This window comes from Phycisphaerae bacterium (assembly GCA_018003015.1).
Taxonomy (GTDB): Bacteria; Planctomycetota; Phycisphaerae; order UBA1845; family PWPN01; genus JAGNEZ01.
In genome coordinates this window covers 70,723-83,988 of the sequence record JAGNEZ010000011.1, presented here as the reverse complement: position 1 = coordinate 83,988, position 13,266 = coordinate 70,723, and the positions used below count along the sequence as shown (strand labels likewise).

The following is a 13,266-nucleotide window of genomic DNA, read 5'->3' as shown; positions in this document are numbered from 1 at the left end:
TCGGCCACCCCCCAAGGGGGCCATAGGCTGCCTTCTTCATTTCATGGCGGCTTCCTCACCTCATGACTGGGCTGCGTCGGGCTCGCCTTGATGTGACTCCGTTTCTACCCAGCCAGTTCCCTCGGCCCCAGCGTGACCACGCTCAGGCGATCACGCGGATGGCGAGCGAGAAAACCGCGAATATCCGATACGGTCACTGCCTGGATGCGGGCGAGCTTCTCGGTGATGGGGATGGGGCGACCATGGAAGAAGAGGTCGTCGGACAGGCGGCTGGCTCGTGAGCGGGTCACGTCCCCGCGGGTGCGCACCTGGGCCACCAGGCCGGTGATGGCTCGCTGGACCTCCTCTTCGGTCAGGTCCTCGCTGAGCCGATTGATCTCGCGAAGCAACGTGGCGTAAGTCTGGTCCAGACGTTCGGGCGTCGTGGAGGCGCCGACGTGGAGCATGCCGCCGGTCCGGGGGTGATCGGACCACGCACCGACCCAGTACACCAGGCCCTGCTTCTCCCGAACCTCGGTGAACAGCCGCCCGCTCATGCCTCCGGACAGTACGCCGACCAGCACCAGCTCCACCGGAAAATCGGCATCGGTGACCGCCGGGCCCGGGAAGCAGATGGCCACGTGCTCCTGCTCGAGTTCCTTGTGGTGGTGCGATCGGCCGGGATTGAACCGCAGCGAGGGCGACGCCGCCTCGCCCTCTCCCTCGACCGGGCTGAATCCCGTGAACTCGCGCTCGAAGAGGTCGGCCACGCGCTCGGAGTCAACCGCACCGGCCACCGCGACCTGCATCCGCCGGGAGGAGAACAGCCGGCGCCAGTGGGCGACGATCTGCTGGCGACCGATTCGCCCCAGGCTCTCCTCATCGCCCAGCGCATGACGCCCCAGCGGTTCGCCGTAGGCCTGCCGGCAGATCAACTTGCGGACCAGTTCGTCCGGGTCGTCCTTGAGGGCGGCCAGCGACTGGCGGGCGAGATTCACGGCCACCGTGCAAGCTTCCTCCGGAAACGTCGGCGTGCGCAGGATTTCGGCGTACAGGGTGATCACCTGCTCGACGAACTCCGGCAGGCAGAGACTGGCGAAGCCCACCGTCTCCCGGCCGGCATACGAATCGTGGCTTGCCCCGATGGCATCGAAGGCGTCGTTGACCCCGCGGGCGTCGCGCTTGGCCGTGCCCTTGGTAATAGCCTCGTTCAGCACATGGGCGACGCCGAGATACTCGGTCCGCTCGAAGGCGAAACCCGCAGGCAGGCGGATCTCCAAGGCCGCGACCGGGCGCCCGGGCAGCGGCTGCACGACCAGATCGATGCCGCACGTGAGGCGACGGTGACGGGTGATGTCGTCGAAGGTGGACATTAGCTCAATCTCGCGTTGCCCGCTTCCTCCATCTTCCGACAGACCTCTTCGATTCGCGCATCCAGGGCTTTCTGGCCGAAAGTCTCCACGCTCACGCGGACCACGGGTTCGTCCAGGGTAATGGTCTGGCGCACGTTGAACCACCAGTCCTCATACTGAACGGTGATGCCGTCGAGGTAGTCGATCTCGGCGTCGGCATATTCGCGCGCCAGGTGCTTGAAGGTGGCTTTTGGATCCTGACAGCGGAAGGTGATCTGCCCGGAGCTGGCGTAACGACGAAGCGGAGCGATCAGTTCGCCGAGCGGTTGCCCGGTCAGGTTCAGCAGGTTCAGAACCTCGGCGAACGCGATCATCGCCGAATCGCAGAAGAAGTTCTCTCGGAAATAGTAGTGCCCGCTCAGCTCGCCGGCGAACGCACCTCGGGTGTCGGCCAGGGTCTTCTTCACGAAGGCGTGGCCGCAGCGTTCGCGCCGCGGCTGTCCCCCGCCTTTGCGGATCTCCTCGGGCACCACCCGCGAGGAGCGCACATCGTACACCACCGTCGAGTTGGGAAACTCGCGAAGGAAATACGGGGCCAGGAGGGCGGTCACCAGGTCGCCGCGCACCGGGTTGCCCTGGCCGTCCACCAGGATGCAGCGGTCGGCGTCACCGTCGAAACAGATGCCCAGATCGGCCTTGGAGCGAACCATGCGATCCCGAAGCTGGGCCAGGTTGGCTTCATCGATCGGGTCGGGCTCGTGCACGAACTCGCCGTTATGCTCGAAGTTCAGCGGAACGACCTCCAGCCAGTCGATATCGCCGAACAGAACCGGAAACCAGCGGCCGGCCATGCCATTGGAGGCATCAACCACGACCTGGAACGGCCGGTCACCATTCACCAGGTGACCCTCCTCTTTCAGAAACGCCCGCACGAAAGCCTTGTAGTCAGAGGTGAGGTCGCGCGCCTCCCGGCCGGCCTGGGCGGTGCCGGAGTGGCGCAGTGTATTCTTGGCGATCTTGCCGATTTTGCTCAGACCGGTGTCGGCGCTGACCGGCCGAGCCTTCTGCCCGCAAATCTTGAAACCATTGTAGTTGCCGGGGTTATGACTCGCCGTAACCTGGACCCCGCCGCAGCAGACCAGCCGGTTGACGGCAAAGTAGAGCTGCGGGGTGTCAACCATGCCAATATCGATCACCGCCGCCCCACCCGCCTGCAGGCCACCGATGAGGGCCTCGGCCAAGTCCGGAGAGCTCCTGCGCATGTCCCGGCCGACGATGACCGTGGATTTGTCCGGCCGCCCGCGATCATAGCCTCGAAGCTCGGAACGAAGGAACTGGGCGATGGCCATGCCGATCCGCCAGGCCGACTCGGCACTGAGCGGATCGGGATAGACCCCGCGGATGTCATTGGCTTTGAACAGCGTCTCGATCTGGTCGCGTTTCGGAGAGGCCGGACGAGCGGTCGGAGCGGCGGCAGCTGAGGGGGGCGGCGACGGAAGTGCGGCAGCACCCGTCGCAGCTGTCGACGCCCGCGGACCGCCGACACGTTCATCCTCGTTGAACTGACAGCCCTTGCACTTGGGATAGTGGCCCCGGCGACGACCACGACAGACCGCGTCGGAGAGCTTGAAACGCTCTTCGCCCGGGCAGAAGCGATAGTAGCCTTCCTGACCTTGGCGTTCAGGCACGGGGTAGCCTCACCTCACAAGGATCCCTCAAAGTCCAGCCTATGTTACCCGGATTTGCGTCCGAGGCCAGCCTTCCGATGGTTTGACACCGGCCACCACCCAACTAGAATGCCGGGCATGGCATGGCAGCATTCTCGGCACACCGGATGGCTTGCCGCCGCGGTTCTCGTTGCGGCGCTGGCTTGTGATTCCACTCCCCAAATGGGCAGCGGCGTCTCCCAGGTCGGAGCGGGCCGCCGCTACGCAAACCTTCACCGGGGCGATGGCACCACCTCCGCCCAACTGGCCCAGGACACCGGCCCGGCGGCTCAGCCGCAAGACCTCCCCTCTCGCCCGGTCAAGCCCGCCGACACCCGGCCCGCCAAGGCCGGGGCCGAAATCAGCTTCCAGATCCCTGATCCGACCGCCATCGAGACCGTCCTCAACCAGGAGAAGGACAAGGAGCTCGGTCTGCTCGCTCAGCGTGTGCTCAGTGCTGAGGACCGCCAGCGCGAGGAACGGGAAATCAACACCCTCTACGCCCGGTTCCACGACAACATCCTGGCCAAGTCCGGGGTGATCCGCCGGCCCAAGCAGGTCGAGCTCCGCTTGGCGGACGTCATCCGCCGGACCCTGCAGAGCAACTACGCCATCCAAGTTCGGGCCTATGACCCGGCCATCGAGACGACCAAGATCGTCGAGGCCGAAGCTCAGTTCGACGCGGTCTACTTCGGCAAGACCAACTACAGCCGCCTCGACCGGCCGACCAGTTCCGCTCTGGTGAGCAGCCAGAGCGACCAGCGCGATTTCGAGACCGGTGTCAAGAAACTGCTGTCTACCGGCACGCAGATTCAGGTCAGCTATGCCCTGTCGCGAACCTGGACCAACCTGACCTACCAGACACTCAACCCGTCTTACGCCGACGATTTCGCGGTCGAGTTTCGCCAGCCGTTCCTCAAGGGCTTCGGACTGGACGTGAACCGGTCGCAGATCGAAATCCGCAAGCTGGACCGGGCGATCAGCATCGAGAAGCTCCGGAAGGACATCATCGACGCGATTCACAACACCGAGCAGGCCTACTGGACACTGGCCCAGGCCCGCCGGCGAGTCGCCATCTCCGCCCGGCTCCTGACCAACCTGGAGCTGATTCTGCAGCGGCTCGAACAGCGCAAGGCGGCAGGCTACGACGTCTACGGCGTTCAACTCAACCTCACCACCAGCCGCATCGAGCAGCGACGGGCTGACTTCATTCGCCGCTGCAACGACGTCAAGAACGCCGAGACCGCATTGCTCGCCCTGATGAATGATCCGGAGATGAACCTCGCCGAAGACTACGAAGTGATCCCGGTCGATACCATGTCACTCGAGCCGATCGTGGTTGACGAACTCGGCGAGGTGGCCGCGGCGCTGACCTACCGGTCGGAACTGCACCAGGCCAAGCACGCCATCGAGCAAGCTCAGCTGGCCATCGGCGTCGCCAAGAACCAGGCCTTGCCCAAGCTGGACGTCATCTTCCGCTACTTGATCGACGGTATGGGCTCGGATGCCCATGGGGCGTTCAGCCAGATGTGGGACAACCGCTTCAACGAGTACGTGGTCGGCCTGGAGTTTGAGTATCCGATCGGCGACCGTGGCCCGGAGGCGGCTTTGCGCCGGGCGCGGCTCCAGCAGGCTCAGGCCATCACCAGCCACCGGGCCCAGATCGAGAACGCCATCCGCGAGGTCCGACAGGCAGTCCGCGACCTGAACACCGGCTACGAGCAGATCGGGCCAAGCCTGCGGGCGGCCGAGGCGTCCCTCGACCAGCTGAGAGCCACCCGAGCCCGGCAGGAGAAGCTCGACCCCCCCTCCTTGCAGGTCGAACTCGACGCCCATGAGACCTTGGCCAGTACCCGCGATAGCCTGCTCCAGGTTCTGGCAAACTACAACATCGCCCTCAGTAACCTGGAGAAACAGAAGGGCACGCTGCTCCAGTACAACAACGTCGTGATCCGCGGCGTGGACGACAAGAGCTACGAGAAACCCTATCAGCCGACCTCACGCTGAACGGACGACGAGACTCGATCAAAGCCCCAGATGACGCGGGTGATCCGGGCGATGGGTGGCCGGGGATCGGAAGTGAGAAGCAAGAAGTGAGCCCGGATCAGCCCCCGACGTCGCTGAACCATCTGTTCGCCGATCACTCCCGCCACTGGAGTGCCAACCTGTACGTCTACCCGGTGATCAGTCGCCGAAGCGGCGGGCTGTCCATCGGGATCAACCTCAACCCAGACAAGGCCTGCAACTTCGACTGCGTCTACTGCCAGGTGGACCGATCCGTTCCCCCGGCCGTTCGCAAGGTGGACCTCGACCGGTTGAGCCAGGAACTCGATCAGATGATCCAATCGGCCGTCGGCGGCGAGCTTTTCTCAGGCGGCCCCCTGGCAACTACGCCCAACTCGCACCGGTCGATTCGGGACATCGCTTTCTCCGGCGACGGCGAGCCGACCGCCTCGCCGGTGTTCCTCGAAGCGTTGGAACTCGCCGCCGGCCTTCGCGGACGTCACGGCCTCGATGACGTCAAGTTGCGGGTCATTACGGACGCGGCTTATCTCAACAAACCGCGGGTCAGGGAAGCCCTGGCGATCCTCGACGCCAACAACGGCGAAATCTGGGCCAAGCTCGACGCCGGAACCGACGAACGCTTCCGATTGATCAACCGGGCCAGCGTGCCGCTGCAGACCATTCTGGACAATATCCGCGACGCCGCCCGCGCTCGCCCCGTGGTGATCCAGTCGCTGTGGATGAGGATCCACGGCCAAGCCCCGCCCGCAACTGAAATCGAGGCCTTCGCCGACCGGCTAAAAACCATCCTCGACCAGGGCGGTCGCTTCTCGCTCATTCAGATCTACACCGTCGCCCGCCAGACCGCCGAGCCGTACGTCAGCCCCCTGCCCGATGCGGAGTTGAACACCATCGCCGACCGAGTGCGAGCACGCATCAGCGCGCCCGTCGCGGTTTTCGGGGGATGAGGGTCTCTCGCCCCGGCCGCCTGCCGTACCGCACCCGCACTGCCCTTGATCCGCGTACCTTCCCACGCAGCCGTCCCACGACTACACTCGCTCGTCATGGCCAGCCAACTGCGTTTGTCCTCAATCCTCACCTCCCTGTGTCAGCAGGCCCATCCCCTGGCGGATCCACCGGGGGCGCCCCAACTCAACGCGGACCCGCCCCCTCCCGCTGGCCAGCCCAAGACCCGCTCGAACTTGACCCTCGGCGATATCATCGATCGAACCGCCCACGCCGGCTTCGGCTTCCTGACCGCGTTCCTGGCTCTGGTAGCCATCCCATTCACCGGCCTGTCTCTCCCCTTCGGCCTGGCCATTGCGTTCCTGGGCATCCAGATGGTGGCCGGCAAGGACCGGCCTTGGCTGCCACGACGGCTCCGCCGACGGGTGGTCGCCATGTCAACCATCGATTGGATCGGCCGCAAGGTGACCCGCTGGACCCACGGCCTGGAGCGACTCATCCGGCCCCGACTGGTCTGGTTCGCGCGCGGGCCGTTCTGGACGCTGGTAGGCATCGGACTGATCCTGCAGGGCATCGGTCTGGCCTTCCCGATACCGATCCCGGCATCCAACTGGGCGTTCATCGTGCCCATCCTGATCTATGGCATCGGACTGTTGGAGGACGACGGGGCTCTCATCCTGGCCGGGCACATCATCACGGCCGGAATGATCGCCCTCGGCGCCGTGTTCTGGGAATTGGTCCACCAGCGTATCGCGGAAGGGCTGACCTGGGTTGCCAGGCTCTGGTAGGGCAGTCAACGAAATCGAAAGCACCTAGCCGTCAGACCCACCCCGCCGCACCAGCTCGTGTACCCTATTGCCGAAGGGCTCGGCGCCGCTCCTTTCCGGCTCCTGAGCACCGAAGTGTGTCATTATCGGACGCATCCCCTTGACGTAAGGCGGCGGCTTTCGCAACCGATTGTCGTTCCTGAGCTTGGCGGAATTCCAGCATCTGCAGCCCGGGCGGCGACAACCTCATTCAACATAAGTACTTGCAGAAAAACGTTTTACAGTCGATCAAGGGCTGTCGGCGAAATCGGACGGAGGACTGCAACCTCGGCTGCCGGTCGGTGTCAAATGGGATGTAGGCTCCGAGAGCGAGCCCGCCTGAGCGACCCGCTGGCCGCAGCGGGGGCGACCGAGTGGAAGACCGGTGTCGTGAGCGGGTTCTGAGCGAGGAAGGTAGGATTCTTGTGCCTCTGTATATTCAATGTCCACATTGTGAGCATCCTCGGGTGATCACAGCCAGCCGGCGCGGAAAGGTGTTGTACTGCAGGCAGTGCGGCGAGGTCTACAAGACGTTCCGGTCAGTCGATGTCGTCCGGCCCGCCCTATCGTCGTCCTTCAATGACAGCCGCGTCAGCCGGCTCAGCGGGAGCGACATCTCCGACGGCAACGCCGTCCTGGTCGAGGTTTGAGTTTACTCGCCGGGGCGGTGTGCCCTGGCCGCCACCCCGGCCGCTTTCCCCCAGATCCCCTCCAAGAAGAACAAGGTTCTCATCAAGCCCCGGCCGGCCGATCCCCGCGCCGGGGCGAACCTGCGCCTTCAGGAGCATTCCGGGAGCGCACCTCTTGGCTTCCGGCGAACCGCCTTGCGGATGCCGTGGGCATGATCTAAGATCGCCCCCTCACGCGTGGCGCCTGGTGGCGCAACGAACCCTGTTGGAGAGGACCAATGGCCGCGCATACCACCACGCCGGGCAGCCTTGAGCTGTGCCGATTCATTCGCGATATCCCCGACTTCCCCAAGCCGGGCATTCTGTTCCGCGACATCACGCCCCTTCTCCGTAATCCGGGAGCCTTGTCCCTGGCCGTCGAGTTCATGACCCAGCCGTTCCGGGACAAGCATGTCGATATCGTGGTCGGGGCAGAGTCGCGAGGGTTCATCTTCGGGACAGCCGTAGCCCGCAACCTGTCGGCCGGATTCGTCCCCATCCGCAAGCCGGGCAAGCTACCCGCGGCCAAGCGGAGCATGAGTTACGACCTGGAGTACGGCCAGGACAAACTCGAGATCCACGCCGATGCCGTCGAGCGAGGTCAGCGGGTTCTGCTGATGGACGACCTGTTGGCCACCGGCGGAACGATGAGAGCCTGCTGCGACCTGGTCGAACAACTCGGCGGCGATATCGTCGGCGTCGCAGTGCTGATCGAGCTGGCGGACCTGGCGGGGCGCAAGAAACTGGCCAAGTGGCCCTTGCACTGCGTGCTCTCGTACGACTGATTCCGGCGTCGCGGCCCTCAGGACCGAGGACGACCACGATCCACGGATTCAGGTTCTGTGGGGAACCGCCGGGTTGCGCATGGCTGTGCACACCGGCAGGCTCCGCGACCCTGGAGGTTCAGACGGCGATCCTGGTGTCTGGCAATGGATTTCACCCTGTACTGTTCGGTGCTCGTCCTCTCCGTCGGTGGATGCATCGGCAGCTTTCTGAATGTGGTCATCTACCGTTGGCCGAGAGGCATCTCCACACGCCACCCATCCCGCTCATTCTGCCCCAGCTGTGAGCACCCGATTCGCTGGCGGGACAACATCCCGGTCCTCAGCTACATACTCCTTCGCAGCCGTTGCCGGCACTGCCATCGCCCCATCTCACTGCAGTATCCACTGGTCGAATTGGCCACCGCCCTGGCATTCCTGATCATCTACGACGCCTTCTTTGTCACCAGCTTGCGCGAGGGCGTGGGTGAAGTCAGCGCCGACTGGCCGTTGCTCATCGCTCACCTGGTACTCGCGGCAGGGCTCATCGCTCTGTCCGTGATGGACCTCGAAAGCTACATCGTGGACATCAACCTGACCTGGCTGGTCTCGCTCGTCGGCATTCTCGGCCACGCCTTCTGGACGCCTCGAGCCAGCCAGCCGTATCCCGGGGCTACGGACTTCGATCTGGGCGGCCAAGGAGGATGGATACGACCGGAGACCAGCCAGGCGGCCATGGCCCTCGCGGTCGCGGTCGGACTGGCGATCGGCTGGTTCATCTACCTTCGTGGAAGACACTTGGATGTCGCGGAGGAACACGTGGACGCCACCCAGGCGGAGCCACCGACTCCCCTCCGGGACATCCCCTCGGACCTCGCCGGGCCCCCTCTTGAGAAGGGTGTATTGGAGGAGAGCCAGCCTCAAGGCCAGGATCAGGCGCCGTTGCCGGTGCAGGATGTGCCGCCGCGTCCCGCCCAGGGTACGGCCCAGCCTCTCCCCACGTCCGGCAACTACCGGTGGCTCGGGCTGATTCCGTTGACCGGCCTCCTGGTGGCCTACGTCGTCTTGATGCTCATGGAGCCCTCCACAGCGTTCAAGACCAGGCTGGCCCAGATGGGCGACTGGCCCTGGATCGGGCGTCTGCTCCAGCCCATGCTTCAAGCGAGCGTGCTCCACCTAGTCCTCGGGGTGCTGGCGTGCTTTGTCGGCCTGAGCTTGGCCGCCAGCCACCCGCAGCCAGAGGCCGACTCCGAGATCGTGGACGCCATTTGGGGCGAGGCCCCGAGCGCCCGGGCCATGGCCATCGACGAATTGCGCCTGCTCGGACCGGCCATCCTCCTGGGACTGCTGGCCCTCACGGCAACCTGGTTCTCCGGCGGCCGCGATTCGCAATCCCGAGTTTTCCAGTTGCTCCACTGGCAACCGATCGGGCAGTGGCAACCGCTGTGGGGCCTGGCGACCGGCCTGGTGGGATGGGTGATCGGCGGGGCGATCGGCTGGCTGTCGCGGATCTTCTTCACCCTGGCCTTCGGCAAGGAAGCCCTGGGGATGGGCGACGTTCATATCATGGCCGCCGCGGGCGCCGTCGCCGGATGGCCAGTGGTCTTCCTCGGCTTCTTCCTGGCCGCCCCGCTGGCGTTGCTGGCCCTGGTGGTCATCGCCATCCGCCGTCAGGCCCGGGCCCTGCCATACGGCCCGTGGCTGGCCCTGGGCTTCTTCATCGCCTTGATCTTCCAGGATACCCTCCTCAAGCACCTGCGAATCCGCTGGCTGTTCGAGTGAAACCGGCCGTGTTATCATGTTCGCCATGACCCTTGCCCTCCAACGTGTCAAGGTCTACGTTAAATTCGGCGCGACGGCCATCAGCGTCCTGCTGATTGCCCTGGTGGTCTTCAAGAACCTGGGGCTGACGGCCAATGTGTGGTTCTTCCACGAGTACAAAGACGTCGGCGTCCTGTGGCTCATCCTGATCACCGCAGTGTGCGCGATCATCGGCTGGTGGGGCGTCGGCAAGCTGTACACCGTATGGCGCGACTTCAAGGAACTGAAGCAGGCCCAGCAAGCCCAGCGTCATGCCCAAGATCAACAACGTATGGCCGCCGAGTTGGCCGAACGCGAGAAACGTATCGACGAGAAGATCCGCCGCTCCATTTCCGACGACGCACCGGGGGAGCAGGCGTGATCAGCCAAAGGAGGATCATCATGTTTCGCAAGATGGAGTGCCAGCTGTTGGCTGGTACCCTCGGCCTGCTCATCGCGGGCGCGGGCTGCAATGACCCAAAGGCGAAGACCGAGCCCGTCGTTGACCAGCATGCGGCCGCCGCCGCTGAGCGCATCGCTCAATTACAGAAAGACCTGGCCGAAGTCCGGAACGGTTGGGCTGCGGACCGCAACCGGCTCAATCAGATGCAGGCCGAGATCGATCGGCTCAACCAGGAACTGAGCAAGGGAACCAAGGTAGCGGAGGGTTGGACCCCCGTGCCGGGCGGAGCCATGATCTCGATTGAAGGCACGGTCCTGTTCGACTCCGGCAAAGCGATCCTGAAGCCGGGCGGCAAGACCACGCTCAACGCGGTCGCTGCCACGATCAAGAGCCAGTATCCCGGGGCCGAAATCTATGTCTTCGGCCACACGGACAGCGAACCAATCCGCAAGAGCAGCTGGACCGACAACTACGAGCTGAGTTGCGAGCGATCCCTGAGCGTGGTCCGCTATCTCCGCGCCCAGGGAGACGCGAACTACATGGCGGCTTGCGGCTGGGGCGAGCATCGCCCAGTGGCGGCCAACTCCAGCGCCGCCTCCCGCCAACAGAACCGCCGCGTCCAGATCTTCGCGATGACCCCGACGACCAAGGGCGAGCCGGCCGTCCGCGGCACCGCAACTCAGTGACTCGCGTCCGCCCTGTGACCATCTCCGGGATCGGTCCGAGATCAGCCCAGCGGCCGCCGGTGCTTGGGCCACACCCGGCACCGGATCAGGTCAGCGGTGCACCAAGTGGCGGCTTCGTTACCGGGGAGCAGCAGGATGAATCGCTACCGCGTCAAACCGGGAGAGCACATCAAACTGAAGGAGTGGGACGCGAACCAGACCCACGATTGTGACGGAGGCAAGGCCGAAGGCCGGCAACGGCTGGCCGACCTGGGTACCGAACTGGCCCACCTTCAGGAGTTGCTTTACGCCGAGCACAAGCACAAGCTGCTCATCATCCTGCAGGCCATGGACACCGGCGGCAAGGACGGCACCATACGCGACGTCTTCCACGGCGTCAACCCGCAAGGTGTCAAGGTCGCGAGCTTCAAGGGCCCGACGCCTTTCGAACTCGACCGCGACTACCTCTGGCGCGTCCACCTGAAAGTGCCGGCCAAGGGCGAGATGACCATCTTCAACCGCAGCCACTACGAGGACGTGCTCATCGCCCGGGTGCACAAGCTCGTGCCCAAGGAGGTCTGGTCGCGGCGCTTCGAGCACATCAACGCCTTCGAGCAAATGCTGGCCGACGAGGGCACGGTGATCCGCAAGTTCTATCTGCACATCGACCTTGAGGAGCAGAAGGCCCGGATCCAGTCGCGGCTCGACGACTCCCGGAAGAATTGGAAATTCAACGCCGCGGACCTCGAGGAGCGCAAACTCTGGTCCGACTACATGAAGGCCTATGAGGACGTACTGGAGAAAACCAGCACCGAGTGGGCCCCGTGGTACGTCGTACCCGCGAACCGCAAGTGGTACCGCAACCTGGTCGTGGCCGAGGTGCTGGTCAAGACCCTCAAGAACCTGGATATGGCTTTCCCGAAACCGGCGTTTGACCCGTTGGCATACCGCGTGGATTGACTCTCAAGCCACGACCGGCGGCGCTTCCCCGCGGCGGCGGTGACCCGAGCCGGCGGCACAGTAGCCCCGGGCGCTGTCCACCCGGATGAACTCCAGAAGGGCTCGCCCGGCGTCGGTCTTGACCATCCCCGCCAGCCGATCGACGGCCTTGCGCCGGGGCAGGCCCGCCCGGTAGAGAACGCGGAAAGCGTCGTGAATCTCGTCAATCGCCGCCTTGTCGTAGCCGGCCCTCCTCATCCCGATCACGTTGTACTGGACAATGGTGCTCATCCCAAATGCGGTCATGAAGGGCGGCACATCACAGGTGATCCGCGCACCCCCGGCGACGAAAGCCAGTTTGCCCACCCGGGTGAACTGATGAACCATGGACGACGCGGAAAAGATGACCCGCTCGTCCGCCTCAACATGCCCCGCCAGGAGAGTCAGGTTGTACACCTTGGTGCCCGTGCCCAGAACGCAGTTGTGGCCGACATGGGAGTAGGCCATCAGAAAGCACTCGTCACCGATGATCGTGGCCGACTCCGGCTGCGTGCCGCGATGCACGGTGACCCCTTCACGAATCACCACCCGCCGACCCACTCGGCAGTAGCTGCGCTGCCCTTCATAGTGAAAGTCCTGCGGCAGATGCCCGACCACAGCGAACGGATGAACTTCGGTCCCTTCGCCAAGTTCCGTCCAGCCGGAAAGGAAGGCATGAGCCTTGACCTGGCAGTGCGGCCCGATCCTGACCGGCCCCTCGATGGAAACGTACGGGCCGATGTCCGCGGTGCGGTCAATCTCCGCTTTCGGATCAATGACGGCGGTCGGGTGAATGGCCATGAGCGTGCCGATCCCCAGTAGACTCAGAGAGACAACCCAAGTCCTGCAGCGAGGCATGTTATGCGACCGAGCCGGTGGCTTCAACTTCTGCCCGAGGCCCAGACCTCGTATACCACCAGGAAGCACCGAGGAGACGCTGACGACGCAATCGCCCGGTCGCCACCATGCCACTCACGGCCGGCGCCCCGGCCGCCCAGATCCCCGAGAAGGCGTGGTTCTTGAGACTTGAGTGATGCCGGGTACCGGCCACGCCGTGTGTCGAGCCGGCGACCTCATCCCCGTCAAACCAAAGAGAGAGCCCGGTGGGAGTTATCCCGCCGGGCTCTCTGATCCAACCAGGCCCTGTGCCGAAGGGACACAGGTCAGGTCAACTTTGC

General features: G+C 64.5%; 12 protein-coding genes. 9 read left to right on the top strand and 3 right to left on the bottom strand.

The genetic code is table 11. The features are described 5' to 3' along the window. Positions 1-104: 104 nt before the first annotated feature. Both KA354_07270 and KA354_07265 read right to left on the bottom strand, forming a co-directional pair. Positions 105-1,352 (bottom strand): insulinase family protein, encoded by a 1,248-nt coding sequence (locus KA354_07270; protein ID MBP7934435.1) that lies wholly within the window; start codon positions 1,350-1,352, stop codon positions 105-107. Further along, positions 1,352-3,019, bottom strand: coding sequence for a phosphomannomutase/phosphoglucomutase (locus KA354_07265; GenBank protein MBP7934434.1), 1,668 nt, complete (start codon positions 3,017-3,019; stop codon positions 1,352-1,354). The genes KA354_07270 and KA354_07265 overlap by 1 nt, the downstream gene beginning before the upstream one ends. A gap of 117 nt (positions 3,020-3,136) precedes the next feature. Between KA354_07265 and KA354_07260 the strand changes: the two genes are divergently transcribed. The 9 genes from KA354_07260 (at position 3,137) to KA354_07220 (ending at position 12,070) form a co-directional block, all read left to right on the top strand. Continuing rightward, the gene (locus KA354_07260) at positions 3,137-5,044 is read left to right on the top strand and encodes a TolC family protein (GenBank protein ID MBP7934433.1); all 1,908 of its coding nucleotides are present in this window, start codon (positions 3,137-3,139) and stop codon (positions 5,042-5,044) included. A 113-nt stretch (positions 5,045-5,157) separates the two neighbouring features. Beyond that, the gene (locus tag KA354_07255; protein ID MBP7934432.1) at positions 5,158-6,009 is read left to right on the top strand and encodes a radical SAM protein; all 852 of its coding nucleotides are present in this window, start codon (positions 5,158-5,160) and stop codon (positions 6,007-6,009) included. 96 nt (positions 6,010-6,105) lie between these two features. Continuing rightward, positions 6,106-6,795 carry an exopolysaccharide biosynthesis protein gene (locus tag KA354_07250; GenBank protein ID MBP7934431.1) on the top strand — a complete coding sequence of 230 codons (690 nt, stop codon included), beginning with the start codon at positions 6,106-6,108 and terminating at the stop codon, positions 6,793-6,795. A gap of 485 nt (positions 6,796-7,280) precedes the next feature. After that, positions 7,281-7,463 carry a hypothetical protein gene (locus tag KA354_07245; protein MBP7934430.1) on the top strand — a complete coding sequence of 61 codons (183 nt, stop codon included), beginning with the start codon at positions 7,281-7,283 and terminating at the stop codon, positions 7,461-7,463. Between the two features lie 257 nt (positions 7,464-7,720). After that, positions 7,721-8,266 carry an adenine phosphoribosyltransferase gene (locus KA354_07240; GenBank protein MBP7934429.1) on the top strand — a complete coding sequence of 182 codons (546 nt, stop codon included), beginning with the start codon at positions 7,721-7,723 and terminating at the stop codon, positions 8,264-8,266. Positions 8,267-8,410: 144 nt separating this feature from the next. After that, positions 8,411-10,024, top strand: a complete 1,614-nt coding sequence (locus KA354_07235) for an A24 family peptidase (GenBank protein MBP7934428.1) — start codon at positions 8,411-8,413, stop codon at positions 10,022-10,024. Between the two features lie 16 nt (positions 10,025-10,040). Further along, positions 10,041-10,424, top strand: coding sequence for a hypothetical protein (locus KA354_07230; GenBank protein MBP7934427.1), 384 nt, complete (start codon positions 10,041-10,043; stop codon positions 10,422-10,424). 20 nt (positions 10,425-10,444) lie between these two features. Beyond that, positions 10,445-11,131, top strand: coding sequence for an OmpA family protein (locus tag KA354_07225; GenBank protein MBP7934426.1), 687 nt, complete (start codon positions 10,445-10,447; stop codon positions 11,129-11,131). A gap of 135 nt (positions 11,132-11,266) precedes the next feature. Further along, positions 11,267-12,070 (top strand): polyphosphate kinase 2 family protein, encoded by an 804-nt coding sequence (locus tag KA354_07220; protein MBP7934425.1) that lies wholly within the window; start codon positions 11,267-11,269, stop codon positions 12,068-12,070. 3 nt (positions 12,071-12,073) lie between these two features. Here the strand turns inward: KA354_07220 and lpxA are convergent, their stop codons facing one another. Beyond that, positions 12,074-12,889 (bottom strand): acyl-ACP--UDP-N-acetylglucosamine O-acyltransferase, encoded by an 816-nt coding sequence (gene lpxA / locus KA354_07215; GenBank protein ID MBP7934424.1) that lies wholly within the window; start codon positions 12,887-12,889, stop codon positions 12,074-12,076. Between the last annotated feature and the right edge of the window lie 377 nt (positions 12,890-13,266).

Coding starts and splice junctions, on each gene's coding strand:
- KA354_07270 (MBP7934435.1), bottom strand. CDS start 1,352: ATGTCCACCTTCGACGACATCACCCGTCACCGTCGCCTCACGTGCGGC.
- KA354_07260 (MBP7934433.1), top strand. CDS start 3,137: ATGGCATGGCAGCATTCTCGGCACACCGGATGGCTTGCCGCCGCGGTT.
- KA354_07250 (MBP7934431.1), top strand. CDS start 6,106: ATGGCCAGCCAACTGCGTTTGTCCTCAATCCTCACCTCCCTGTGTCAG.
- KA354_07240 (MBP7934429.1), top strand. CDS start 7,721: ATGGCCGCGCATACCACCACGCCGGGCAGCCTTGAGCTGTGCCGATTC.
- KA354_07235 (MBP7934428.1), top strand. CDS start 8,411: ATGGATTTCACCCTGTACTGTTCGGTGCTCGTCCTCTCCGTCGGTGGA.
- KA354_07230 (MBP7934427.1), top strand. CDS start 10,041: ATGTTCGCCATGACCCTTGCCCTCCAACGTGTCAAGGTCTACGTTAAA.
- KA354_07225 (MBP7934426.1), top strand. CDS start 10,445: ATGTTTCGCAAGATGGAGTGCCAGCTGTTGGCTGGTACCCTCGGCCTG.
- KA354_07220 (MBP7934425.1), top strand. CDS start 11,267: ATGAATCGCTACCGCGTCAAACCGGGAGAGCACATCAAACTGAAGGAG.
- lpxA (MBP7934424.1), bottom strand. CDS start 12,889: ATGGCCATTCACCCGACCGCCGTCATTGATCCGAAAGCGGAGATTGAC.